The organism is Pseudoalteromonas sp. Ps84H-4 (assembly GCF_024124645.1).
Classification (GTDB): Bacteria; Pseudomonadota; Gammaproteobacteria; order Enterobacterales; family Alteromonadaceae; genus Pseudoalteromonas; species Pseudoalteromonas lipolytica_C.
This window is the reverse complement of the sequence record NZ_JAMXSK010000016.1, coordinates 1-21,826: the sequence shown is the minus strand read 5'-3', so window position 1 is coordinate 21,826 and position 21,826 is coordinate 1. Positions and strand designations below refer to the sequence as shown.

Annotated in this window: 31 protein-coding genes and 1 rRNA gene; 22 read left to right on the top strand and 10 right to left on the bottom strand. The window is 42.3% G+C overall.

All coding sequences use genetic code 11. The features are described 5' to 3' along the window. Positions 1-5 precede the first annotated feature (5 nt). Together NH454_RS14180 and NH454_RS14175 are read right to left on the bottom strand one after the other, a co-directional pair. Positions 6-380, bottom strand: a complete 375-nt coding sequence (locus NH454_RS14180; protein WP_135922863.1) for a DUF5329 domain-containing protein — start codon at positions 378-380, stop codon at positions 6-8. Next, complete coding sequence (locus NH454_RS14175; protein WP_235382568.1) at positions 377-1,231, bottom strand: endonuclease/exonuclease/phosphatase family protein; 855 nt, start codon at positions 1,229-1,231, stop codon at positions 377-379. Before NH454_RS14175 ends, NH454_RS14180 begins: the two co-directional genes overlap by 4 nt. Before the next feature lie 175 nt (positions 1,232-1,406). Here NH454_RS14175 and NH454_RS14170 point away from each other — a divergent pair, with 175 nt between their 5' ends. Both NH454_RS14170 and NH454_RS14165 read left to right on the top strand, forming a co-directional pair. Next, positions 1,407-1,721: a Bor family protein gene (locus NH454_RS14170; RefSeq protein WP_135922861.1), complete on the top strand. Its 315-nt coding sequence runs from the start codon at positions 1,407-1,409 to the stop codon at positions 1,719-1,721. Continuing rightward, a complete protein-coding gene (locus NH454_RS14165; RefSeq protein WP_135922860.1) occupies positions 1,718-2,041 on the top strand; it encodes a hypothetical protein in 324 nt (107 codons plus the stop codon). The genes NH454_RS14170 and NH454_RS14165 overlap by 4 nt, the downstream gene beginning before the upstream one ends. Here the strand turns inward: NH454_RS14165 and NH454_RS14160 are convergent, their stop codons facing one another. The 4 genes from NH454_RS14160 to NH454_RS14145 are packed head-to-tail and all read right to left on the bottom strand — an operon-like array spanning position 2,042 to position 5,905. Further along, positions 2,042-3,280, bottom strand: a complete 1,239-nt coding sequence (locus tag NH454_RS14160; protein ID WP_063530017.1) for an ABC transporter permease — start codon at positions 3,278-3,280, stop codon at positions 2,042-2,044. It abuts the gene before it with no gap. After that, on the bottom strand, positions 3,273-3,980 hold the full coding sequence (locus NH454_RS14155; RefSeq protein ID WP_138558495.1) for an ABC transporter ATP-binding protein: 708 nt from the start codon (positions 3,978-3,980) through the stop codon (positions 3,273-3,275). The genes NH454_RS14160 and NH454_RS14155 overlap by 8 nt, the downstream gene beginning before the upstream one ends. Then, positions 3,980-5,146, bottom strand: coding sequence for an efflux RND transporter periplasmic adaptor subunit (locus NH454_RS14150; protein ID WP_135922858.1), 1,167 nt, complete (start codon positions 5,144-5,146; stop codon positions 3,980-3,982). The genes NH454_RS14155 and NH454_RS14150 overlap by 1 nt, the downstream gene beginning before the upstream one ends. A 48-nt stretch (positions 5,147-5,194) precedes the next feature. Beyond that, the gene (locus NH454_RS14145; RefSeq protein ID WP_253039396.1) at positions 5,195-5,905 is read right to left on the bottom strand and encodes a YIP1 family protein; all 711 of its coding nucleotides are present in this window, start codon (positions 5,903-5,905) and stop codon (positions 5,195-5,197) included. A gap of 167 nt (positions 5,906-6,072) precedes the next feature. Between NH454_RS14145 and NH454_RS14140 the strand changes: the two genes are divergently transcribed. After that, positions 6,073-6,969: an aldo/keto reductase gene (locus NH454_RS14140; protein ID WP_138558497.1), complete on the top strand. Its 897-nt coding sequence runs from the start codon at positions 6,073-6,075 to the stop codon at positions 6,967-6,969. A 65-nt stretch (positions 6,970-7,034) separates the two neighbouring features. Here NH454_RS14140 and NH454_RS14135 read toward each other — a convergent pair whose 3' ends face one another. From NH454_RS14135 to NH454_RS14120, 4 genes are all read right to left on the bottom strand, one after another. Next, positions 7,035-7,712 (bottom strand): TorF family putative porin, encoded by a 678-nt coding sequence (locus NH454_RS14135; protein WP_135922855.1) that lies wholly within the window; start codon positions 7,710-7,712, stop codon positions 7,035-7,037. 286 nt (positions 7,713-7,998) lie between these two features. Next, the gene (locus NH454_RS14130) at positions 7,999-9,165 is read right to left on the bottom strand and encodes a hypothetical protein (protein ID WP_235382562.1); all 1,167 of its coding nucleotides are present in this window, start codon (positions 9,163-9,165) and stop codon (positions 7,999-8,001) included. A gap of 150 nt (positions 9,166-9,315) precedes the next feature. After that, the gene (locus NH454_RS14125; RefSeq protein ID WP_253039395.1) at positions 9,316-9,516 is read right to left on the bottom strand and encodes a helix-turn-helix transcriptional regulator; all 201 of its coding nucleotides are present in this window, start codon (positions 9,514-9,516) and stop codon (positions 9,316-9,318) included. A gap of 8 nt (positions 9,517-9,524) precedes the next feature. Further along, on the bottom strand, positions 9,525-9,944 hold the full coding sequence (locus tag NH454_RS14120) for a hypothetical protein (RefSeq protein WP_138558499.1): 420 nt from the start codon (positions 9,942-9,944) through the stop codon (positions 9,525-9,527). Positions 9,945-10,174: 230 nt separating this feature from the next. Here NH454_RS14120 and NH454_RS14115 point away from each other — a divergent pair, with 230 nt between their 5' ends. From NH454_RS14115 to NH454_RS14025, 19 genes are all read left to right on the top strand, one after another. Then, positions 10,175-12,118, top strand: a complete 1,944-nt coding sequence (locus tag NH454_RS14115) for an AsmA family protein (RefSeq protein WP_253039394.1) — start codon at positions 10,175-10,177, stop codon at positions 12,116-12,118. 275 nt (positions 12,119-12,393) lie between these two features. After that, positions 12,394-12,762 (top strand): 50S ribosomal protein L14, encoded by a 369-nt coding sequence (gene rplN, locus NH454_RS14110; protein WP_010378257.1) that lies wholly within the window; start codon positions 12,394-12,396, stop codon positions 12,760-12,762. 10 nt (positions 12,763-12,772) lie between these two features. Then, positions 12,773-13,087 (top strand): 50S ribosomal protein L24, encoded by a 315-nt coding sequence (rplX, locus tag NH454_RS14105; RefSeq protein WP_054554391.1) that lies wholly within the window; start codon positions 12,773-12,775, stop codon positions 13,085-13,087. A 16-nt stretch (positions 13,088-13,103) separates the two neighbouring features. Beyond that, complete coding sequence (gene rplE / locus NH454_RS14100) at positions 13,104-13,643, top strand: 50S ribosomal protein L5 (protein WP_058586187.1); 540 nt, start codon at positions 13,104-13,106, stop codon at positions 13,641-13,643. A gap of 10 nt (positions 13,644-13,653) precedes the next feature. Beyond that, positions 13,654-13,959, top strand: coding sequence for a 30S ribosomal protein S14 (rpsN, locus tag NH454_RS14095; protein WP_135922850.1), 306 nt, complete (start codon positions 13,654-13,656; stop codon positions 13,957-13,959). 21 nt (positions 13,960-13,980) lie between these two features. After that, entirely contained in the window at positions 13,981-14,373 is a 393-nt protein-coding gene (gene rpsH / locus NH454_RS14090) for a 30S ribosomal protein S8 (RefSeq protein ID WP_063702326.1), read from the top strand. A gap of 13 nt (positions 14,374-14,386) precedes the next feature. Further along, a complete protein-coding gene (gene rplF, locus NH454_RS14085; protein ID WP_054554387.1) occupies positions 14,387-14,920 on the top strand; it encodes a 50S ribosomal protein L6 in 534 nt (177 codons plus the stop codon). A gap of 9 nt (positions 14,921-14,929) precedes the next feature. Further along, positions 14,930-15,280, top strand: coding sequence for a 50S ribosomal protein L18 (rplR, locus tag NH454_RS14080; RefSeq protein WP_036974021.1), 351 nt, complete (start codon positions 14,930-14,932; stop codon positions 15,278-15,280). A 9-nt stretch (positions 15,281-15,289) separates the two neighbouring features. Then, on the top strand, positions 15,290-15,796 hold the full coding sequence (gene rpsE / locus NH454_RS14075) for a 30S ribosomal protein S5 (protein ID WP_036974018.1): 507 nt from the start codon (positions 15,290-15,292) through the stop codon (positions 15,794-15,796). Positions 15,797-15,799: 3 nt separating this feature from the next. Next, positions 15,800-15,982, top strand: a complete 183-nt coding sequence (gene rpmD / locus NH454_RS14070) for a 50S ribosomal protein L30 (RefSeq protein ID WP_016710201.1) — start codon at positions 15,800-15,802, stop codon at positions 15,980-15,982. A gap of 4 nt (positions 15,983-15,986) precedes the next feature. After that, on the top strand, positions 15,987-16,421 hold the full coding sequence (rplO, locus tag NH454_RS14065) for a 50S ribosomal protein L15 (RefSeq protein ID WP_135922849.1): 435 nt from the start codon (positions 15,987-15,989) through the stop codon (positions 16,419-16,421). 10 nt (positions 16,422-16,431) lie between these two features. Beyond that, positions 16,432-17,760, top strand: coding sequence for a preprotein translocase subunit SecY (secY, locus tag NH454_RS14060; RefSeq protein ID WP_036974013.1), 1,329 nt, complete (start codon positions 16,432-16,434; stop codon positions 17,758-17,760). A 22-nt stretch (positions 17,761-17,782) separates the two neighbouring features. Then, positions 17,783-17,896 (top strand): 50S ribosomal protein L36, encoded by a 114-nt coding sequence (gene rpmJ, locus NH454_RS14055; RefSeq protein WP_002959476.1) that lies wholly within the window; start codon positions 17,783-17,785, stop codon positions 17,894-17,896. Positions 17,897-18,024: 128 nt separating this feature from the next. Further along, positions 18,025-18,381, top strand: a complete 357-nt coding sequence (rpsM, locus tag NH454_RS14050) for a 30S ribosomal protein S13 (protein WP_036974011.1) — start codon at positions 18,025-18,027, stop codon at positions 18,379-18,381. A 13-nt stretch (positions 18,382-18,394) separates the two neighbouring features. Continuing rightward, positions 18,395-18,781, top strand: coding sequence for a 30S ribosomal protein S11 (gene rpsK / locus NH454_RS14045; RefSeq protein WP_036974009.1), 387 nt, complete (start codon positions 18,395-18,397; stop codon positions 18,779-18,781). Between the two features lie 21 nt (positions 18,782-18,802). Beyond that, a complete protein-coding gene (gene rpsD, locus NH454_RS14040) occupies positions 18,803-19,423 on the top strand; it encodes a 30S ribosomal protein S4 (RefSeq protein WP_135922848.1) in 621 nt (206 codons plus the stop codon). Between the two features lie 24 nt (positions 19,424-19,447). After that, positions 19,448-20,434: a DNA-directed RNA polymerase subunit alpha gene (gene rpoA / locus NH454_RS14035; protein WP_004589198.1), complete on the top strand. Its 987-nt coding sequence runs from the start codon at positions 19,448-19,450 to the stop codon at positions 20,432-20,434. A gap of 39 nt (positions 20,435-20,473) precedes the next feature. Further along, positions 20,474-20,875, top strand: a complete 402-nt coding sequence (rplQ, locus tag NH454_RS14030) for a 50S ribosomal protein L17 (protein WP_004589197.1) — start codon at positions 20,474-20,476, stop codon at positions 20,873-20,875. A 747-nt stretch (positions 20,876-21,622) separates the two neighbouring features. Beyond that, a 16S ribosomal RNA gene (locus tag NH454_RS14025) occupies positions 21,623-21,826 on the top strand; the annotation flags it as partial.

Here is a 21,826-nt window from a genome sequence, read left to right as displayed (position 1 = left end):
TGATTTTAATTATGAATATGTTGGTTTCGGCGGTACTCTTTTAATTCATTGCTTAACCAATCTTTTGCATTGAGTAACGACCCATTGCTGAGTCTTACTTTATAAGGCTTACCGCTCCATGAGCTTTTGCTCGCCAGATTTTCGATAAACTTTTCGGCGGTTTTTGCATAGCGGGTTGCTTTTCGATATTTCATAGCAAGGTGTTCGGCAGCGTCTTCGCTTGAGTGCTCTGTGCCGTTGCGAATAAATATGGCATCACTTTTAGCAACAAAATCAATAAGGTGATTTATCTCTTGTTCTGGGGTCGCTGCATAACTGAATTGGCTAATGCTCAATAACATTAACGCGATTAACCAATATTCTTTTATACATAATCTCATAGCGTTTGATGCTCTATCGTCAGGGTTGCAATAATTGGGTTATGATCAGAGCTTGCAAGCTCAGGCACAACGGTTGTTTCTATTTTGACACCGCGAACCCATACTTGGTCAAGCGCTAATCCAAATGCTTTGGTACGTTTATCATCTAAATAAATAGCTTCGTGTAAACCTAGTTGGGTTAATGTTTGCTGTAATAAAGCTTGGCGTTCATCACTCCAGGTATTGAGATCCCCTGCAAACACGATAGGTCCCTTGTGCATGCGCATGATACTAGCTGCATCGTCGAGCTGTTGTTTAAAGTCACTAACGCCAAAAGTAAAGTTGATGCCATGCAGGTTAATGCTCAGCAATAACTGTTGATCTGGCAGCGCATATTCAACGATATTAGTGGCTTTTGGGCTACGTAGCCAAGGCTCAACATGGGTGAGGGTGCAATGCACCGCGGCAGGCCAACGGCTGAGCGTCATAACCCCTGATTGCACGCCGCCGCTCTTATAGCCTTTAGCAAAGCGCCAGTAAGGTTTGAGCTTTGTAAGCGCAGGCTCTTCGATAGCTTCTTGCAGTAACACTATATCTGCATTGTCATTTAGCTTTTGCAAATCTGTGAGTAAGCCATCTATTTGTGCTTTGTAAATATTCCAACTCAATAATTTGAACTGATAAGGCAGGATATAATGTTCAGCGTAAGTTTGCATGCGACTTTGTGCTAACTGCTGTTGGCAATTAGCAAGGTCCACAGCGGTTTTGGTTATACCTTGCTGCTCATCTGAGCTAGGACCGCTTGAAAAACTATACCAAGACAGTGCACCCAAGCACACAAGTAATAAAAATATACGCAGATATGACGTCATAATGACCTTTATTTACTTTTCTTAAGAATTAGTCTTAGTTAGCCCCAGTTTAGTTCAAAGACTAAATGTTAGAAACTGTAGTATTTTCTACAATTTCTATACGCTTTCTTACCCAAAATAAGTACTCATGTTCTTATACTTACTGAGCTTAACAACTCAGACAAAGGAACTACTCATGAAACAAATGGCCTGTATGCTGCTTGCCTTATCGGTGACAGCGTGTTCATCAGTCACCATAGTGCCAGAAAAAACAACCAATAAATTAGCCACTAAAGCTGATTACCAAGATAGTCGCCCATTCTTTTTGTGGGGCCTCGTTGGTGAAGAGCGTGTTGATGTTAAGGCTATTTGCCAAGATAAAAAAGTTGCCCAAATGCAGTCACAACAAACAGTTGTAGATGGTGCACTAGGGTTAGTCACTCTCGGAATTTATGCTCCTCACACAGTAAAAGTATGGTGTGAGCAACAAGCACAGGAGCAACAACTATGAAAAGCCTACTAGTAACAGCTGTGTTAGTGGCAACCTTAAGTGGTTGCACAAATATCTACTTTGATAATGGCAGTGCTGCTCAAGCTAATAAAGCACCTGCGACAGAGCAATGGCATCATAACTTTGCCGCGGCGCTTTACGAAGGTTCAAAGCCTGTCGACCTATCTGAAGAGTGCCCAGACTCTGAGTGGCAAACCGTTCACACTTATAAGTCGTTCACCAATGGTTTAGCTGAAGTTGCAGTAAACCAAGTTGGGCCTATTTGGTACCCGAAAACAGTAGAAATAAGCTGTGCTCAAGTACCTTATAAGCCAGACTAGTTATTCATAACGTAGTGCATCAATTGGGTTTAAGCGTGCCGCTTTAATAGCGGGCGCTAAGCCAAACACAATACCAATCAATGAAGTAAAGCCAAATGACAGCATAATCGCCCAACCCGGTATGTAGGCATCTGGCATGCTCGGCACTAACACTGATATTAGTGCCGCAGCACCATACCCTATCGCTAAACCAATTAAACCACCAAAAAGTGATAGCACCACCGCTTCAACTAAAAATTGCAGCATAATAAAGCCAGGTGTTGCCCCTAATGCTTTTAAAGTGCCGATAACACGTGTGCGTTCTGTTACCGAAACCAGCATGATATTCATCACACCGATACCACCAACTACGAGGCTAATACCTACGATCCCCGCGGTAATAGCGGTTGCACTTCCGGTAAACTTATCAATATTAGCACGAGCTTTTTCGGCGGTTTCAAACTCAAAGTCGTCATCTTCGCCGTCTTTTAGTTTATGTAATTGACGTAAGATGCGGCGAATTTTAGCCAGTACTTGCGCTTCGTTAGCATCGTCTTTTAAACGAAACATCATTTGCACATTGGTATCAACACTGCCGCCTTCTAGCGCACTCATGGTACTTATCGGTATATTAATGTAATCGTCTTGGTCAAAACCTAATAAGCTACCTTGTTTTTCAGCAACGCCAATAATGCGAAACCACTCACCACCGAGTTTGATATATTCACCTACAGGGTTTTCAGGCAGGTTGAGCTTTTCGATAATTGAAGGGCCAATAAACGCCACTCGACGGCGTTTTTCATCATCTTCTGCGCGAATAAATCGGCCGAGTTCTGGGTAGGTGCGGTAAGCTTTTTGGTAGTCTTGCTCGGTGCCCATTACCCGTGAAGCATGACTTTTATTGCCATACTCAGCTGCACCAGAAAAGCGCCAAGTAAACATCAGCGCAGTAAAGGTTTCGGCTTCTTTAACGCGTGCTTTTAGGGTTAAAAAGTCGCTGTAGGTTAGCTTTGCTTGTTGGCCTACCATTTCTTTTTCTACGCTAGTGTAAGGCTTTATATTTGTCACATCGGGAGACATATCAGCAAGCTGATCATTAATTTGCTTGGTAAACCCTTGCATTACTGCCACTACGGTCACAACCGCTGCAACACCAATAATTATGCCTAAGCAGGTAAGGGCGCTGCGCATTGCATTGGCTTTAATTGCCATCAGCGCCGCTTTAGTGCCTTCCATAACAGCGATAGCAGATTTAAACATGTTGTTTTTCTCCTTCGCCTTTACGGGTATCACTAACAACCTTGCCATCAACCAAACGAATAACCCGTTGGCAGTGATCAGCAATATCTTGTTCGTGAGTAACCAAAATAATGGTGTGCCCTTCGTTATGAAGCTCATCAAACAGCGCCATGATCTCAGTGGTGGTTTTACTATCTAGGTTACCGGTAGGCTCATCACCAAGTAGAATGTGGGGCTTAGTAACCAATGCGCGAGCAATAGCGACACGTTGACGTTGGCCACCAGATAGCTGGCTCGAAAGGTGGTTTACCTTATCGCCAAGGCCAACCCGTTGTAATGATTCGAGCGCTTGTTGCTTTCGCTCTTTGGCAGCAATAAATCGATACACTAAGGGCTGCATGACATTTTCAAGGGCGGATGCTCGTGGTAATAAATTGAAACTTTGAAAAATAAAGCCAACACTTTCATTACGTTGATGAGCAAGCTCCGTTTCGGTCATGCGCTTTACTAGCTTATCTTTTAAATAGTAGTCACCACTGGTGGGAGTATCTAAACAGCCAAGCAAGTTCATCAGGGTTGATTTACCAGAGCCCGAAGGACCAATGATGGCAACATACTCATTTTGAGCAATTTCAATATTAATATCATCAAGGGCTTTGAAAACTTGTTCGCCCATTTTGTATTGTTTATTGATATTACAGAGTTTGATCACCGCAGACATTAGCTAGCACCTTTTTCAGGGCTGTTTTTAACGGCTACCGTATCACCCTCTTTTAGTGAGCTAAGTGGTCTAGCGGGGCCGATAACAATACGGTCACCCTTTGCAACTCCACTGGTTAGTGCTTGTTCGATATCTGACGAAATACCTACCGTTACCGCTGTTTTAGTTACTGTGTTATCTGCGTTAAGCTTCCAAACAAAGTAGCTATCATCCTCTTTTTGAATAGCTTCAATAGGCAGCTTTAAGCCATTTTCGGCAATGCTGGTAGCGATCTCTGCGCGGCAGCTCATTCCGGCATAAAGTTGGCGGTCAGTGGCATCAAGCAGTACTTTTACTTTAAATGATAAGCCTTGTGAACCTGCTTGATTTTTTGCCGATGTTCCAATGTTTATCACTTTGCCAGTGAAAGGTTGATTAGGGTAAGCGGCGGCATAGATGTCTGCATGTTGGTCTAGTTTGATACCGGCGATATCGGTTTCATCCACTCGAAGTTCGGCTAATATTGCGCTTGGATCGGCTACTAGCATCAAGTCTGAGCCAATAATGTTGGTTGTTCCCGCAATAACGGTTTCACCTTCTTTAATATTTACCGAAGCAAGTAGGCCACTCATTGGAGCGCGAAACACGCTTTTATTTAAACGGTCTTCAGCAATCAATAATGATGCTTGGGCTTGGTTGTAAGCTTCACGTTTTGCTTCAATATCTATTTTTGCTAAATCGCGGGCATTTTGTAGGTTTTCATACACTTCTTGGCCAGCAAGGCCAACTTCATAAAGCTCTTTTTGGCGGCTTAATTGACGCTCGATATTTTTTAATCGGGTTTCGCTATGCTTAATGTCGATTTCGGTCGCGCGAAGCACGGCTTTGTTGCGGGCAACTTCAGATTCAAACGCGGTCGTATCTAGGCGCATTAAAATATCGCCCTCAGTGACACTTTCACCTTCTTCTACAAACACTTTCGCAACACGGCCGGTCACTTCTGAGCGCAGTTGCACTTGGGTGTTAAAGACTAGGTTACCAGAGGCTAAAATTGAATCGGCAATATTACCTTGCTCAACTTCTGCAATATGCATTTCTGGTGCATCTTTATTGCCTGTGACTTGCTTTGATACTAGTAAAGCGACAAATGCCGTAACAGCTAGGCCAATAATAATGGCTTTTTTCATGTTACTTCCTTGGTGGTTAAGAGCGGCATATTGCCGCTCAAAGCAGAATTAAACGAGAGCGATTACAGTCCAAATACCATAAATAACAATACTTGGTAGAGCTGCAAACAGTAGCGCTTTATTGAAAGTGAAATTAGTCCAGCACTTTAAACCGATAGCTGCGATGAAAATGCCCCAAATAGAAAAGATATTGAGACTTTCCAATAAGGTGTACAGTGGGTGGCCAATTTCTAAACCAATTAAAAGTTGGTTAATTGAAGCATAATTAAATAATGATTGTGATATTTGGTCAGTGCTTGCAGTTAACACTAAGATGAGTAAACCAAGGCTTGAAATAATCATTGGCATCATGGTCCAAATGCCAAAGCCATACCACGCGCCATAGCCGTAGTTAGCTTCTGGGTCTTGCTTTGATACAAATAGGTAGTAACCTGCCATCAGAGCATTGATAATAGCTAAACCAATAATGCCACCAAACATTGCAAACCAAACTTGCATATCTATGGTTTGCTCCATGCTTTGGCGAATCATTTTTTGTTCTGCAATAGTGGCATCAACACTGGCTACAGCGACTTGTTGATCGATTAAATATTGCGGGTCAGCTTTATTGTAAAAAGCAAACATGCTGGCTGCGAGAATGCCGGCAAGTAAAATAAAGGCAACAAAAGACCAGCCTTTTGCTTCTTTTAAACCATTAAAGGCTTTACTCGGGCTGATAAAAATATCAACCAAAGCGGTCATAACATTTGATGATTTCATTTTTTATTCCTTGTTTTATAACATTTGTTTTTAGGTACTAAAATATCCTGTTTAGTAACAAATTAGCAATTTGTTTTGTAACTGTATGTTAACAGATGTGATTAGTAAATCTGTGATAAGGTTAAGCGGTTAATTTGAGTCGAGTTTATTAGGAAAAGTAGGTCGTTATGGCGAATTGTAATGTACGTTGTATTGATGAGTTGGTATTGGGGTTTTGGCGTTTGTTAGATTGGCAGATAACGCCACAGCAATGCTTAAGCTTTTTAGAAAATGCAATCGATATGGGGGTTTCACATACCGATCATGCTGACATTTACGGTGAATACGGTTGTGAAGCTGAATTTGGCAAAGCACTTAAACTAAAACCAAGCATTCGTGATGAAATCAAAATAATCACCAAGTGTGGTATCAAGCCTGCCTTTGCAAGCCTAGGGTTGCAAGGCAAAGCAAATCATTATGACTCAAGTGCCGCGCATATTATTGCCTCAGCACAGCAGTCACTTAAAAACTTCAATACTGATCGTTTAGATGTATTACTTATTCATCGTCCTGATTACTTGATGAATGCCGATGAAATGGCAGAAGCATTTAATACCCTAAAAGCAAATGGTGATGTGATTGATTTTGGTGTGTCTAACTTTACGCCATCGCAACTTAGCTTGTTGCAGTCGCGTTTAGACTTTGAGCTTGTGACTAATCAAATTGAGTTTTCACCTTACGAAATGAAAGCGCTTGACGATGGTAGCTTAGACCAATGCCAATTGCTTGATATCAAACCTATGCTTTGGTCACCATTAGCAGGGGGTCGTTTATTCTCAAGTGATGATGAAAAAGCGGTACGTTTACGTGCAGTGTTAGAGCAGGTTGGTGCTGAAATTGGTGCTACTGCCATTGATCAGGTTGTTTATGCTTGGCTGTTAATGCACCCGAGTGCACCGTCTGTGGTACTCGGTACGGGTAATATTGAGCGTGTTAAATCAGCTGTTGAAGCTAAGCAGCTTACTATGAATCGTGAACAATGGTATCGCATTTGGCAAGGCTCAACCGGTCATAGTGTGCCTTAAAACGTAAAGTCCAAAACGAGAAAAGGGCCTTACGGCCCTTCGTGTTGCAGCAAGTAACACATTCTTTATAAAGTGAAGTCAACCGCGTAAGCGACGTACACTTTTACATCTGAACCATCAATATCGTTGTCGGCAAGACCAAATGTAAAGCCATCTTTAGATACTGAAACACCGTAGTCGATGATGTCATCATCACCGATGAAATCACCAGAGTAATGGCCAACATGAAGAGCCATTTCTGCGCCAGTACTTCCTACTGGGAAGCTGTAGTCAGCATTTAAATAAAGTGAATCACCAAAATCTGTACCGTCACCGCTTGCTGCTGATGTTGCTAATATTGCTGCACCAAAGGTGAAGCTGCCCATGCTGATACTACCGTAGATTTCTGAAAAATCAGCATCAGCAGATGATGCTGCATCTGGATACGCATAATATATATAACCAACGTCATAGCTAACGGTTTCATTAATGTCACCGCCAAAACCAGCATAAAGATCTAACTCGTAAGTCATGTCTTCAGCCCAGCTTGCATTCGATACCCAAGTACCTGCATAAAAGCCTGATTCATTAGCGTAATCGATGCCGCCTTGGATAGCTGCATCGCCGCCTGTTTGTTCTTGGCCACGCCACAAGTAGTTAGAAGTCGCTGCTGCATTAGCTGTTACTTCAGCATAAGTATATGTAGAGCTTAACGTTAATAGCGCAATTGCGCTTGCTGCGAACGTTTTTTTTAGTTTTAGCATGTTTCTGTATCCTGTTGTTATGTTGATTTTGCCCTAGTTCAGGTTGCAGCCTGATTATTGTTTGCGGACATAATTATGTGTTGTCTGGATACGATGTAGCACTGGTTGTGCCAAGTTACTTTTGGAAGGGATATTTTATGCTTAACTACTTTAAAAACAGCCTATTAAGCTTACTATTTTTTAAAAATTAGTTTTCTTTGAATTATTCATGCGCACTTGCGTGGTGCAAAAAATAACCTGGTTGCACAATTGCGAAGCAACCAGGTTTTTCTTGTTTGAGAGTGACTTAGCCAAAAATTGCGCGCATTAAGCTAATAGTCTCTTCAACGCTACGACCTTTTTCAACTTCGCTGATGATAGAGTCACGTTTAGCCTTGATATGTTCAGGGATATCGTCACTTGCTAATGCACGGTCTACCAGTATCTCAGCTGATTCTTTGCCACGGCGTACCGTCTTTTTACCTGCTGAGCTCGTTGTACTCTTAGGTTTGTTTAACAACTTAATATAATTAGAGTTATCTGCGGTGCTCTTATCTGCATAATAGAAGAAGCTCGGTAATAGGGCTTTGATTTCAACTAAAGATTGCTCAAGCTCGTTTGCTGCGCTGGCCATTTTGAACCAAGGCATACTATGAATTGCTTCGACTATATCTTGCCAGTAGCGCTCAAAATCGCGGTTATTTAGCTTTGTAATGCCTAATGCCGCACAAAGGGCATCAAGTTTACTATTTACGATTGGTGTAAACACGTCAGGTCGGCGCATCGCAAGTAAGCGAGTAGCAGGAGCAAGCGTTGGTTTTTCATCGCTGCCATTAAATGCCATGAAGTAGGCAATCATAAAGTGTTGATAATGTTCTTGAGTTACCTCGCCCTCAAGTGGAATGTGTGCAAGAGCCTCATCGAACGCACCAGGTAAATCACTCAACATTTGGTGGAAACCTTTTGCGTTCTTGGTAGAAGCAAACCATTCAACGTCGAAGTTATAGCTGCTTGGGTCAAGTGAGGCACTGTGTTTACCTGAAAACGCTAAACGGTCTTCTGGGATCATCTCTTTCAGTGATTGCGATTTAATTGCAGCAATGTAATTAGCTAAGCGTAGTTGCTCATCAAGTGCTATTAGCTCTTTATGCTGCTCGATGAAGCCTGCGATAACCGGCCATGGCGCAACCCTTAAGGTTTTTAACTGCAAAAAGCTGATTGCAGAAATTAATAAGTCATGAAGTTTTTTTAGCGTAGGAAGTTGCTTATCTTCTAATAGATCGTAATTAATGCGATCGCGGCTTGCACTTAATAGCTCATAGCACCAACCTAAAAAGTCTTCAGGATGATTTTCTACTTTAACTGCCATTAGGTTTAAGCTGATATCAGAGGCTTGCTTGAGGATGTTTTGATAAATTTGACTTTCTTGCTCGCCAAGCGCCATTTTTGACGGTGAAATAAGCAGTTTCTTCATGCTTAATCGATACTCCAGTTTTGACCAAGTTGGGTTGTTTAATTTTAGTACACAGGGTGCAAAAACAACAGGGTCGTGCATCATACCGAAGTAATGAAATGATGCAATCTTACTGATAATTTATAAGTAAGATTGCCACTGATTTTTAGATTAATCGTTGTCATCGAGTGTAAATAATTGCTCAACGGCCACTTCAAAGTGAGCAGCAATTTTTAACGCAATAATCACTGAGGGTATAAAGCGGCCTGTTTCAACTGTGCTAATAGTTTTACGTGATACTGCAATGGCATCAGCAAGTTCTTGCTGCGATAACCTCTTATCTTTACGGAATTTAGCGATATTATTTTGCACTTTTACACCTAGTCTCTACTTTGCCAAATAATTGATACACCATATATTAAACACATCAAGGCAAGGTAAAATGTGGCCATCATGCTATGAGATACATTTAAAGCAAGTTCATCAGACAATAAAAAAATAGCCCCCATGCTAAAAAGTAATCCAAGGACAACATGTTTATAAGCGATGGTATCAATCGTATTTAAAAATTCATCCTTATACGTAAGACGATAGCCAAGTTTCCATGTAAATCCACCTCGAATCACAAACATAAAGAATGAACCAATAAATGCGGCACCACCAATAAACAGTAAAGGAACTGATGTTTGCTTGAGCATTGGGTAAACACTAATAATTAATAACGTGACTCCCATGAATATTGAAAACCATGCGTTATGACTCATAAACTTTTCTTCCGTTTTGATATCTTGCTTAGACATAATCGTTTCCTTTTATTTTCAACTCAAATGTAACCTACAGGTATCAATGTAACCCTAAGGTATCATTTGGTCAAGAACTTTTTGTAACCTATAGGTATCAAATAGTTTCAGCGCTGATTCATATTCTTGTACCTAAGCTTGTTTACAAACCTTTTTGTGTGTTGGGCAATGCAATTGCGCCTAACTCCCGCTATGATAAGAACATTGTTTGCCCATTTTTAAGGATGATTATGAAAACCTTACTGAAAATCGTTGGTGTCATTTTCGTATTACTAATTGTATTGGTAGTCGCAGCACCATTCCTCATACCTACAGACGCGATATTTAATAAAGTATCGGAGCAAGTAGAACAAACCACAGGTCGTAGTCTGACAATTAATGGCGATAAAAAGCTGTCGGTATTTCCATCATTAAAGCTCGAACTGAATGATGTACACTTTGCCAATATGCAAACTGGCTCGCAAAAAGATATGGCAAGCATGCAGCAACTTGCTATCCGTATCCCGTGGATGTCGCTATTTGGCGGTGAGTTTAAGCTAGATAAGTTTGTTATTAACGAACCAACGATTTTATTAGAAACCGATAAAAATGGTAAAGCAAACTGGCAGTTATTTGATGCCGTTGCTGAGCAACCACAGACAGAGCAGCAAAAAAGTTCTGGCGCTGTTAACTTACCAGATAACTTTGATATCGAACTTGGTGAAGTAGCAATCTATGGCGGCACTTTCACTTACCTAGATGGTAAAACCGGGGCCAAACAACAGATAAGTGATTTAGAATTAGCCATCTTATTACCTTCTCTTCGTAAGACTCTCGAGTTAAAAGGCGGTATTACTTATATGGGTGAGCGCTTTAACTTAGATGTCACGCTAGATACACCAGTAAAAGCGATTGAAGGCGAAACCTTTAATGTCAGCACAGAGCTTGATTCTCGCCTAGTCGATTTGAACTTTAAAGGTGCAATTGCAGAAATGGGCAATGACGTGCAAGGGCTTCTTTCTGTTAGCGGTGATTCAGTTAAAAACATTGCAAGCTGGCAAGGTGTTGAGCTTAATGCAAAAGAAAATGCGTTTAATGCCTTTAATATAAAAGGTTCAATGCATCTAAAAGGGCAGCAGTTTAAACTCACTGAGCTACTTGCCACGTTAGATGAGCTACAAATTAAAGGTAAAAGCGATATTAAGCTTGGTGACCGTTTAGCTGTGAATGCCGATATTGATTTAGGAATGCTTGATTTAAACCCTTACCTACCAGAGGGCGTAGCTAAAGAAGAACAAGCAGAGCCTGCAGCAGATGCGCCTGCACAGCCAATTGTTTGGGATGATACTGCAATTGATATGAGCGGCTTAAACGCACTAGATGCAAATGTAGTCGTGCGTTCAAGTGGCTTAAAAGCAAATGATATTACCCTTAGTGAAAACCAGTTAACAGTGAGCCTAAAAAATGCCGTGGCTAAAATCAGTCTAGATAAGTTTGTTGCTTACGAGGGTAATGGTAAAGGTGTAATCACGGTCAATGCCAAGCAAACACCTTATAAAATTAGTACTAACTTTTCTTTAGATAAAATTGATGCACAGCCATTACTGACTGATGCGGCCGGTTTCGATAAGTTGATGGGTAAAGGCTCTCTAAACTGGGATCTAACGACCACAGGCCAAAGTCAAAAGAGCTTCATCAATGCCTTGAATGGTAAGTTAGCCTTTGAGTTTGCTGATGGCGCAGTGAAAGGTGCCAACATTGCAGAAATGGTTCGTAAAGCCAAAGAGCTCATTAAAGGTAACTTAAGTGCGGTATCAGAAGGTTTAGATACTGGCTTTGATAACTCACAGCAAACAGATTTCTCGGCATTGCAGGGTAGCTTTGTATTCACTAACGGTGTTGGTGAAAATAAAGACTTGTCACTACTTAGCCCGCTTATTCGTATTACTGGCTCAGGTAAGGTTGATTTACCAATGACGACAGTTGATTACCGTTTAGTAACAGGTATTGTTGATTCAATCGAAGGGCAAGGCACGACCGATGACAGTACAGGGTTTAAAATTCCACTGCGTATCAAAGGTCCATTCCATGATGTTGGCTATAAGCTCGATGTAAGTGATGCGGCTAAAGAAGAAGTGAAAGAAAAAGCCAAAGATAAAATTAAAGACAAATTAAAAGGTCTATTTGGTAATTAATAAAAATTTAATTAAAGTCAAAAACAGGGCGCATTTGCGCCCTGTTTGTTTTATAATCAATAACAAACCAGCAAGCTGCTGTAATTCCTCAATGCAGGCATTGCGATTAATTCCAAATTAATTAAAAAATAACCTACCACTTCCTTGCCATTGCTGCTACAATTGCCCGCCCTTAAGAGACAACTTGCTTGTTTTTTGAGTGGAATTTAACCGAAATGTCTTGATTTTAAACAAAATTAAGGCGTGTTGTAATTTCTACACCGGAGGTCATTAACATGATCCAAATGCAAACTCAGCTGGACGTTGCTGATAACAGCGGCGCTCGCAAAGTGCAGTGTATTAAAGTCCTTGGCGGTTCGCACCGTCGCTATGCAGCGGTTGGCGATATCATCAAAGTTTCTGTAAAAGAAGCAATTCCTCGCGGTAAAGTGAAGAAAGGTGATGTTAAAAACGCGGTAGTTGTGCGTACTAAAAAAGGCGTTCGTCGTCCGGACGGTTCTTTGATCCGTTTCGATAGCAATGCGGCTGTTATCTTAAACGATAACTTACAGCCAATTGGTACTCGTATCTTCGGCCCTGTGACTCGTGAACTTCGTACTGAAAAGTTCATGAAAATCGTTTCACTAGCACCAGAAGTACTATAAGGAGTCTATCATGGCAGCAAAAATCCGTCGTGATGACGAAGTAATCGTACTAGCAGGCAAAGACAAAGGTAAGCGCGGTAAAGTGCTTTCAGTTGTTGCTGAATCTGGTCGAGTATTTGTCGAAGGCATCAACTTAATCAAGAAGCACCAAAAGCCTGTTCCTCAGTTGAACCAAGCTGGCGGTATTGTTGAGAAAGAAGCGTCTATCGACGTATCAAACGTTGCGATCTACAACTCGGAAACGGGTAAAGCAGATCGTGTAGGTTTCAAGATTGAAGATGGTAAGAAATTACGTATCTTTAAATCTACTGGTAAAACTATCTAATAGTTGGAGTAGAATGATGGCGAAACTGCATGAAGTATATAAAGACAAAGTAGTTGCTGAGCTTCAAGAGAAGTTTGGTTTCAGCTCTGTCATGCAAGTCCCTCAGATCGAAAAGATCACATTAAATATGGGTGTGGGCGAAGCTCTAGCTGACAAGAAGATCCTAGATAACGCTGTTGCGGATCTAGAAGCAATCTCTGGTCAGAAACCTCTAATCACTAAAGCACGCAAATCAGTTGCAGGCTTCAAAGTGCGTGAAGGTTACCCAATTGGTTGTAAAGTAACCCTACGTGGCGAGCGTATGTGGGACTTTTTTGAGCGTTTGGTTTCAATCGCTATCCCACGTATTCGTGACTTCCGTGGTGTAAGTGCTAAGTCTTTTGATGGACGTGGTAACTACAGCATGGGCGTACGTGAGCAAATCATCTTCCCAGAAATCGATTATGATAAAGTAGACCGTGTACGTGGTCTTGATATCACTATCACTACTTCTGCGAAAACAGATGATGAAGGCCGTGCGTTGTTAGAAGCGTTTAACTTCCCATTCAAGAAATAAGGGTAGGGTTATGGCAAAGAATTCTATGAAAGCGCGCGAAGCAAAGCGCACTAAATTAGTTGCTCAGTATGCTGAAAAGCGTGCGGCACTAAAAGCTATCATCAGTGATGTTAATACATCTGACGATGATCGTTGGGACGCGGTATTAAAGCTACAAGCTTTACCACGTGATTCTAGCCCTTCACGTCAACGTAATCGTTGTAACGTTACGGGCCGCCCACATGGTTACCTTCGCAAATTCGGCATGAGCCGTATTAAAGTTCGCGAAGCAGCTATGCGCGGTGAAATTCCTGGCCTTAAAAAGGCTAGCTGGTAATAGTATCACGGGAGTAAGACTATGAGCTTGCAAGATCCTATTGCGGATTTGTTTACACGTATCCGTAACGGTCAGTCAGCGAAGAAAGTATCAGTAACGATGCCAACTTCAAAACTGAAAGTAGCAGTAGCTAAAGTATTAAAAGATGAAGGTTATATCGCAGATTACGCTGTAAGCGGTGAAGCGAAGCCTGAGCTTTCTATCGAATTAAAATATTTCGAAGGCAAAGCTGTTATTGAAAATATCCAGCGTGTTAGCCGCCCTGGTCTACGTATCTATAAGAAACGTGACGAATTACCAAAGGTAATGGGTGGTCTTGGTATCGCTATCGTATCAACTTCTAAAGGCCTAATGACAGACCGCGCAGCACGTAGTGCCGGCGTTGGTGGTGAGATCATTGGCTTTGTAGCTTAATCGGAGGGGAACTATGTCTCGCATAGCAAAGGCACCAATCAATGTTCCTGCCGGTGTAGAAGTTACATTAAAAGGCCAGGACATCACAGTTAAAGGCAAAAACGGTGAATTAACTCGTACTATCAACGACGCTGTTGAAGTTCAAGTTAACGACAACGTTATTACAACTTTACCTCGTGAAGGCGTAGCTAATGCATGGGCACAAGCAGGTACTGCTCGCGCTCTAATCAACAACATGGTTGTTGGTACGCATGAAGGTTACGAGAAGAAACTTCAGTTAGTAGGTGTTGGTTACCGTGCAGCAGCTAAGGGCAAAGTATTAGACTTAACTCTTGGTTTCTCACACCCAGTTAATTTCGAAGTACCAGAAGGTATTACGATTGAAACACCAAGCCAAACAGAAGTTCTAGTTAAGGGCGTAGACAAGCAGTTAGTTGGTCAAACAGCTGCTAACATCCGTGCATACCGTAAACCTGAGCCTTATAAAGGTAAAGGTGTTCGTTACGCGGACGAGAATGTACGCCGTAAAGAGGCTAAGAAGAAGTAAGGTAAGACGATGGATAAAAAAACAGCTCGTCTACGTCGTGCTAAACGCACTCGTAGAAATTATATTGAACAAGGCACAACGCGTCTTGTTATCCACCGCACGCCACGTCACATTTACGCTCAAGTAGTTACTGCTGAGGGTACTGTACTGGCTGCTGCTTCTACTGTTGAAAAAGCAATTAGCGAAACAGTTAAAGGCACAGGTAACGTTGCGGCTGCTCAAGCAGTTGGTAAAGCGGTTGCTGAACGTGCAGCTGACAAAGGCATCGAAAAGATTGCTTTTGATCGCAGTGGCTTTAAATATCACGGCCGTGTGAAGGCGCTTGCTGATGCAGCGCGTGAAGCCGGTCTGCAATTCTAGGAGTAGACAATGGCTAACGTAGAAGCAAAGCAACAACAGCCTGATTTGGCTGAAAAGCTAATCGCGGTAAACCGTGTGTCTAAAGTGGTTAAAGGTGGTCGTATCTTTAGCTTCACTGCACTAACTGTAGTTGGTGACGGCGCAGGTAAAGTAGGTTTTGGTTATGGTAAAGCACGTGAAGTTCCAGCTGCAATTCAAAAAGCAATGGAAAAAGCACGTCGCAACATGATCAGTGTAGACCTTAACGGTAACACGCTACAGCACCCAATCAAGGGTCGCCACGCGGGTTCTAAAGTATACATGCAGCCTGCTTCTGAAGGTACAGGTATCATCGCCGGTGGTGCGATGCGTGCAGTACTAGAAGTAACTGGTGTACAGAACGTATTGTCAAAAGCATACGGTTCAACTAACCCGATCAACATCGTTCGTGCAACGATTGCTGCTCTAGAGAACATGAACTCTCCAGAGTCAATCGCAGCTAAACGTGGTCTTAGCGTTGACGAAATCACGGGGTAAACCATGGCTAATAAAACTGTAAAAGTAACACAAGTAAAGAGCTCTATCGGTCGTTTACCGAAGCATAAAGCTACATTACGTGGTCTTGGTCTACGTCGTATCAATCACACTGTTGAGTTAGAAGACACAGCATGTGTGCGTGGTATGATTAACCAAGTTTCTTACATGGTAAAGGTTGAGGGTTAATTCGATGCGTTTGAATACACTTTCACCTGCTGCTGGTGCAAAAACAGAAAAGAAACGTCTAGGTCGTGGTATTGGTTCTGGTCTTGGTAAGACTGGTGGCCGTGGTCATAAAGGCCAAAAATCACGTTCTGGCGGTAAAGTTCGCGTTGGTTTCGAAGGCGGTCAAATGCCTATGCAACGTCGTCTACCTAAATTTGGTTTCACTTCACGTAAATCATTAGTATCTACTGAAGTTAACCTTTTTGAAATCGCTAAAGTTGATGGCGATGTAGTAGACGTAAACGCGTTACAAGCAGCTGGTCTAGTTAAAAAGAACATCCAGTTCGTTAAAGTAGTAAAATCTGGCGAAGTTTCACGCGCAGTAACCGTTAAAGGTCTTAAAGTGACTAAAGGTGCTCGCGAAGCTATCGAAGCTGCCGGAGGCAAGGTAGAAGACTAAGGAAGTACTAATGGCTAAACCAGGTCAAGATATGAAAAGTGCACAAAGTGGGCTTTCGGAATTGAAGCGTCGATTACTATTCGTACTAGGTGCTATCATTATTTACCGTCTAGGTTCATTCGTGCCGATCCCTGGGATTGACGCCGCTGTACTTGCCGATTTCTTCGAGCAACAAAAGGGCACCATTGTTGAAATGTTTAACATGTTCAGCGGTGGTGCGCTTGAGCGAGCCTCAGTGTTGGCACTGGGTATTATGCCGTATATCTCGGCTTCGATTATTACGCAACTATTAACGCATATGTATCCGCCGTTTATAGAGCTTAAGAAAGAAGGTGAGCAAGGGCGTAAGAAAATCAGCCAGTATACACGCTACGGCACGCTTGTGCTTGCTACTATCCAATCTATCGGTATTGCTACAAGCTTACCGGGCATGATGGACGGGTTAGTTGTTAACCCAGGTATCGGTTTCTACTTCACTGCTGTAGTGAGTTTAGTAACAGGTACTATGTTCCTTATGTGGTTGGGCGAACAAATTACAGAACGTGGTATCGGTAACGGTATTTCGGTTCTGATTTTTGTTGGTATCGTAGCTAACCTGCCGTCTGCTATTGGTTCGACAGCCGAAATGGCGCGCCAAGGTGATCTGAATGTACTTGTACTGTTATTGATTGCTGTAATCGTATTCGCTGTTACTTACCTAGTTGTATTCTTCGAACGTGGACAACGTCGTATCGTTGTAAACTATGCGAAGCGTCAACAAGGTCGTCAGGTATTTGCTGCTCAAAGCACGCACTTACCGTTGAAAGTAAATATGGCGGGTGTTATTCCACCAATCTTTGCTAGCAGTATAATTCTGTTCCCTGGTACAATTGCAAGCTGGTTCGGCCAGGGTGAAGGTCCGGTCGCTGATGTGCTACAAGCAATCGCAACAACGTTGACTCCAGGTCAACCTTTATATGCGATGGTTTTAGCTGCGGCTATTATCTTCTTCTGCTTTTTCTACACCGCGTTGGTATTTAACCCGCGTGAAACAGCAGATAACCTGAAAAAATCTGGCGCATTTATCCCAGGTATTCGTCCAGGTGAGCAGACATCTAAATACATTGATAAAGTGATGACACGCCTGACATTGGCAGGTGCTTTGTATATAACCTTTATCTGTCTGGTGCCCGAATTCATGACTATGGCATGGCAAACGCCATTCTATTTCGGCGGTACATCAATTTTGATTATCGTTGTTGTAATCATGGACTTTATGGCACAAGTACAGACGCATCTGATGTCACATCAGTATGATTCTGTGCTGAAAAAAGCAAACCTTAAAGGCTACGGCCGATAAGGTCATTTTACGGAGTTGAGCAATGAAAGTACGTGCTTCCGTTAAGAAAATATGCCGTAACTGTAAAGTTATTAAACGTGCTGGTGTAGTACGCGTAATTTGCAGTGAGCCTAAGCACAAGCAAAGGCAAGGCTAATTAAACAGTCGTGCAGGCTGAGTTATTTACTCGGCCTGTGTTTTTAGTTGTGATTTGGTCTTCGTTTGAGTATCCTTACGGGCTTTTCAAACAGATGATAACCAAATTCAAATATAGGAGATGTGTTAGTGGCCCGTATCGCTGGCATTAACGTCCCTGATCATAAACATGCAGTTATCGGTTTAACTGCTATTTATGGCATAGGTAAGACTCGCTCTAAGGCTATCTTAGCAGCGACTGGTATCGCCGAGACCACAAAAATCGGTGAACTTTCAGACGAAACACTTGACGTATTGCGTGAAGCAGTTGGCAAGTACACTGTAGAAGGTGACCTTCGTCGTGAAGTTACATTAAATATCAAGCGCCTTATGGACCTTGGTTGTTTCCGTGGCCTACGTCACCGTCGTTCGTTACCACTTCGTGGTCAACGTACTAAGACTAACGCGCGTACTCGTAAGGGTCCTCGCAAGCCTATCAAGAAATAAGGTGGGGTAGATTATGGCTAAAGCACCAATTCGTCGTAAGAAGGTTAAAAAGCAAGTTGCTGATGGTATGGCTCATGTTCATGCTTCTTTCAACAACACTATTGTAACAATTACCGACCGTCAAGGTAATGCACTATCATGGGCTACAGCAGGTGGTTCAGGTTTCCGTGGTTCACGTAAATCTACTCCATTCGCTGCTCAGGTTGCTGCAGAGCGCGCAGGTACTGCTGCTCAAGAATACGGTTTAAAAAATCTAGAAGTTTTCATTAAAGGTCCAGGTCCAGGTCGTGAATCTGCTGTACGTGCTTTGAATGCTGCTGGTTACCGTATCACCAACATCACTGACGTGACGCCAATCCCTCATAATGGTTGTCGTCCACCGAAGAAACGTCGCGTTTAACAATAGGTTAGGAGAAATAACATGGCAAGATATTTGGGCCCTAAGCTCAAGCTGAGTCGTCGTGAAGGTACTGACCTGTTCCTTAAGAGCGGCGTAAGAGCTATCGACTCTAAGTGTAAACTTGAGACTGCACCTGGTCAGCACGGCGCTCGTAAAGGTCGCTTATCTGATTACGGTTTACAGCTACGTGAAAAGCAAAAAGTACGTCGTATCTACGGTGTATTAGAAAAGCAATTCCGTAACTACTACAAAGAAGCTGCTCGCCTTAAAGGTAATACAGGTGAAAACTTGTTACAGCTTTTAGAGCAACGTTTAGACAATGTTGTATATCGCATGGGTTTTGCTAGCACACGTGCTGAAGCACGTCAGTTAGTTAGCCACAAAGCGATCTTAGTTAATGGTCGTGTTGTGAACATTCCTTCATACGTAATCTCACCAGAAGATACTGTTGTGATTCGTGAGAAGTCTAAAACACAAGCACGTATCATCGCTGCTCTAGAGTTGGCTGAGCAACGTGAAAAGCCGACTTGGGTTGAAGTTGACGGTAAGAAAATGGAAGGTAGCTTCAAGCGCCTACCTGAGCGTTCAGATCTGTCTGCGGACATTAACGAACAACTAATCGTCGAACTTTACTCTAAGTAAAGTTAAGAGTTAAGAGAGGATAAAATGCAGGGTTCTGTTACCGAATTCCTAAAACCAAGGTTAGTCGATATCGACGCTATCAACCCAACGCGTTCTAAAGTAGTTTTAGAACCATTAGAGCGTGGCTTCGGTCACACTTTGGGTAATGCCTTACGCCGTATACTGTTATCATCTATGCCTGGATGTGCAGTAACTGAAGTTGAAATCGACGGTGTATTGCATGAGTACAGCGCGAAAGAGGGCGTACAAGAAGACATCATTGAAATTCTGTTAAACCTTAAAGGTCTAGCAGTAACTTTAGAAGGCAAAGATGAAGTTTTTCTGACCCTGACTAAATCTGGTGTAGGCCCTGTGACTGCGGCTGATATTCAGCACGATGGTGATGTAACTATCGCCAACCCAGATCACGTTATCTGTCACCTTACGACAGATAGCAGCGAGATCAGCATGCGTATTCGTGTTGAGCGCGGTCGCGGTTATGTGCCGGCATCTAGTCGTTTATCCTCTGATGACGATGAGCGTCCAATTGGTCGTCTGCTGCTTGATGCATCATTCAGCCCAGTTGAACGTATTGCGTACTCGGTTGAATCAGCCCGTGTTGAGCAACGTACAGACTTAGACAAGTTAATCATTGATATGGAAACAAACGGCACTTTAGATCCTGAAGAAGCGATCCGCCGTGCGTCTACTATCTTAGCTGAGCAATTAGATGCATTCGTAGATTTACGTGATGTAACTGAGCCAGAAGAGAAAGAAGAGAAGCCAGAATTCGATCCTATTCTACTTCGTCCAGTTGATGATCTTGAACTAACAGTACGTTCAGCAAACTGTTTGAAAGCCGAGCAAATTCAATATATCGGTGATTTAGTTCAGCGCACTGAAGTTGAGCTTCTTAAAACGCCTAACTTAGGTAAGAAGTCTCTAACTGAAATTAAAGACGTGCTAGCTTCACGTGGTCTATCTCTAGGTATGCGCCTAGAAAACTGGCCACCTGCAAGCCTAGCTGAATAATCTAAATCACTATATTAGTTTAGTTAGAAGGATAGGGTCATGCGCCATCGTAAGAGTGGTCGTCAATTAAACCGTAACAGCAGCCATCGCAAAGCGATGTTCAGCAACATGGCTGGTTCTTTGGTGAAACATGAAATCATCAAAACAACTTTGCCTAAAGCTAAAGAGTTGCGCCGTGTAATTGAACCTTTAATCACACTGGCTAAGACTGACAGTGTAGCAAACCGCCGTTTAGCGTTTGCTCGCACGCGTGATAATGAAGTAGTTGGTAAATTATTCAGCGAAATCGGTCCACGTAATACAGACCGTCCTGGTGGTTACACTCGTATTCTTAAGTGTGGCTTCCGTGCTGGTGATAATGCACCAATGGCTTATATTGAACTAGTTGGTCGCCCAGCGACAAACGAAGAAGTTCAAGAAGACGCGCAGTCTGCAGAGTAAGTCGTAAAGACACCAAAAAGCCGAGCTTATGCTCGGCTTTTTACTTTCTGAAATTCATTATTACTAAAATACTTCTACCAACCCCATATCTTTACTATACAGTCTTGAAGCAACTAGCAACTAGCAACTAGCAACTAAGATCACATATAAAGATCAATATAGTGCTCGTTAGTAGTTACATCTTCTCTTATACAAGTTAAAAACAAGCGTGTTTATAAACTTCATTGGCCAAATAGCTATAATACGACCCTATTTAGTGTGCTTTTTGCCCGTTTCGTTCGTATTTTGCTCGAACAGTCATTTTTTTCATAAAAACTTCAAAAAACAGTTGATCTCAATTCGGATCTCCCTATAATGCGCATCCATCGACACGGCGGACTGCTTGCAAACAAGCAAAACGACGAGTAGATTGAGTCAAGTAAAACTGAGTTTTGAAAAATTAAACTTTTCTCAAAATTAAGTGTTGACAAAAATAACGGCTTGCGTAGAATGCACAGCCCTTGAGACGCAAAAGTATCTCAAAACGTTCTTTAACAATATAAAGCAATCATCTGTGTGGGCACTCGTACAGATTGAGTTCTAACAGCAGATTCTAGTTCGCTAGATGACGCAAACAAATTTAGAGTCTCAATTGAACTGAGTGACCAACGGAAACAAGTTTACTTGTTTCAGCACAGTCAATTCGATATCGAAAGATATCAAAATTCAGAATTCATTGAGCATGTCCTTCGGGACAGAAAAAACTTTTAATTGAAGAGTTTGATCATGGCTCAGATTGAACGCTGGCGGCAGGCCTAACACATGCAAGTCGAGCGGTAACAGAGAGTAGCTTGCTACTTTGCTGACGAGCGGCGGACGGGTGAGTAATGCTTGGGAATATGCCTTATGGTGGGGGACAACAGTTGGAAACGACTGCTAATACCGCATGATGTCTACGGACCAAAGTGGGGG

Bases quoted from the DNA above. Each gene is read 5' to 3' on its own strand.
- NH454_RS14180 (WP_135922863.1), bottom strand. From the start codon at position 380: ATGAGATTATGTATAAAAGAATATTGGTTAATCGCGTTAATGTTATTG.
- NH454_RS14175 (WP_235382568.1), bottom strand. From the start codon at position 1,231: ATGACGTCATATCTGCGTATATTTTTATTACTTGTGTGCTTGGGTGCA.
- NH454_RS14170 (WP_135922861.1), top strand. From the start codon at position 1,407: ATGAAACAAATGGCCTGTATGCTGCTTGCCTTATCGGTGACAGCGTGT.
- NH454_RS14165 (WP_135922860.1), top strand. From the start codon at position 1,718: ATGAAAAGCCTACTAGTAACAGCTGTGTTAGTGGCAACCTTAAGTGGT.
- NH454_RS14160 (WP_063530017.1), bottom strand. From the start codon at position 3,280: ATGTTTAAATCTGCTATCGCTGTTATGGAAGGCACTAAAGCGGCGCTG.
- NH454_RS14155 (WP_138558495.1), bottom strand. From the start codon at position 3,980: ATGTCTGCGGTGATCAAACTCTGTAATATCAATAAACAATACAAAATG.
- NH454_RS14150 (WP_135922858.1), bottom strand. From the start codon at position 5,146: ATGAAAAAAGCCATTATTATTGGCCTAGCTGTTACGGCATTTGTCGCT.
- NH454_RS14145 (WP_253039396.1), bottom strand. From the start codon at position 5,905: ATGAAATCATCAAATGTTATGACCGCTTTGGTTGATATTTTTATCAGC.
- NH454_RS14140 (WP_138558497.1), top strand. From the start codon at position 6,073: ATGGCGAATTGTAATGTACGTTGTATTGATGAGTTGGTATTGGGGTTT.
- NH454_RS14135 (WP_135922855.1), bottom strand. From the start codon at position 7,712: ATGCTAAAACTAAAAAAAACGTTCGCAGCAAGCGCAATTGCGCTATTA.
- NH454_RS14130 (WP_235382562.1), bottom strand. From the start codon at position 9,165: ATGAAGAAACTGCTTATTTCACCGTCAAAAATGGCGCTTGGCGAGCAA.
- NH454_RS14120 (WP_138558499.1), bottom strand. From the start codon at position 9,944: ATGTCTAAGCAAGATATCAAAACGGAAGAAAAGTTTATGAGTCATAAC.
- NH454_RS14115 (WP_253039394.1), top strand. From the start codon at position 10,175: ATGAAAACCTTACTGAAAATCGTTGGTGTCATTTTCGTATTACTAATT.
- rplN (WP_010378257.1), top strand. From the start codon at position 12,394: ATGATCCAAATGCAAACTCAGCTGGACGTTGCTGATAACAGCGGCGCT.
- rplX (WP_054554391.1), top strand. From the start codon at position 12,773: ATGGCAGCAAAAATCCGTCGTGATGACGAAGTAATCGTACTAGCAGGC.
- rplE (WP_058586187.1), top strand. From the start codon at position 13,104: ATGGCGAAACTGCATGAAGTATATAAAGACAAAGTAGTTGCTGAGCTT.
- rpsN (WP_135922850.1), top strand. From the start codon at position 13,654: ATGGCAAAGAATTCTATGAAAGCGCGCGAAGCAAAGCGCACTAAATTA.
- rpsH (WP_063702326.1), top strand. From the start codon at position 13,981: ATGAGCTTGCAAGATCCTATTGCGGATTTGTTTACACGTATCCGTAAC.
- rplF (WP_054554387.1), top strand. From the start codon at position 14,387: ATGTCTCGCATAGCAAAGGCACCAATCAATGTTCCTGCCGGTGTAGAA.
- rplR (WP_036974021.1), top strand. From the start codon at position 14,930: ATGGATAAAAAAACAGCTCGTCTACGTCGTGCTAAACGCACTCGTAGA.
- rpsE (WP_036974018.1), top strand. From the start codon at position 15,290: ATGGCTAACGTAGAAGCAAAGCAACAACAGCCTGATTTGGCTGAAAAG.
- rpmD (WP_016710201.1), top strand. From the start codon at position 15,800: ATGGCTAATAAAACTGTAAAAGTAACACAAGTAAAGAGCTCTATCGGT.
- rplO (WP_135922849.1), top strand. From the start codon at position 15,987: ATGCGTTTGAATACACTTTCACCTGCTGCTGGTGCAAAAACAGAAAAG.
- secY (WP_036974013.1), top strand. From the start codon at position 16,432: ATGGCTAAACCAGGTCAAGATATGAAAAGTGCACAAAGTGGGCTTTCG.
- rpmJ (WP_002959476.1), top strand. From the start codon at position 17,783: ATGAAAGTACGTGCTTCCGTTAAGAAAATATGCCGTAACTGTAAAGTT.
- rpsK (WP_036974009.1), top strand. From the start codon at position 18,395: ATGGCTAAAGCACCAATTCGTCGTAAGAAGGTTAAAAAGCAAGTTGCT.
- rpsD (WP_135922848.1), top strand. From the start codon at position 18,803: ATGGCAAGATATTTGGGCCCTAAGCTCAAGCTGAGTCGTCGTGAAGGT.
- rpoA (WP_004589198.1), top strand. From the start codon at position 19,448: ATGCAGGGTTCTGTTACCGAATTCCTAAAACCAAGGTTAGTCGATATC.
- rplQ (WP_004589197.1), top strand. From the start codon at position 20,474: ATGCGCCATCGTAAGAGTGGTCGTCAATTAAACCGTAACAGCAGCCAT.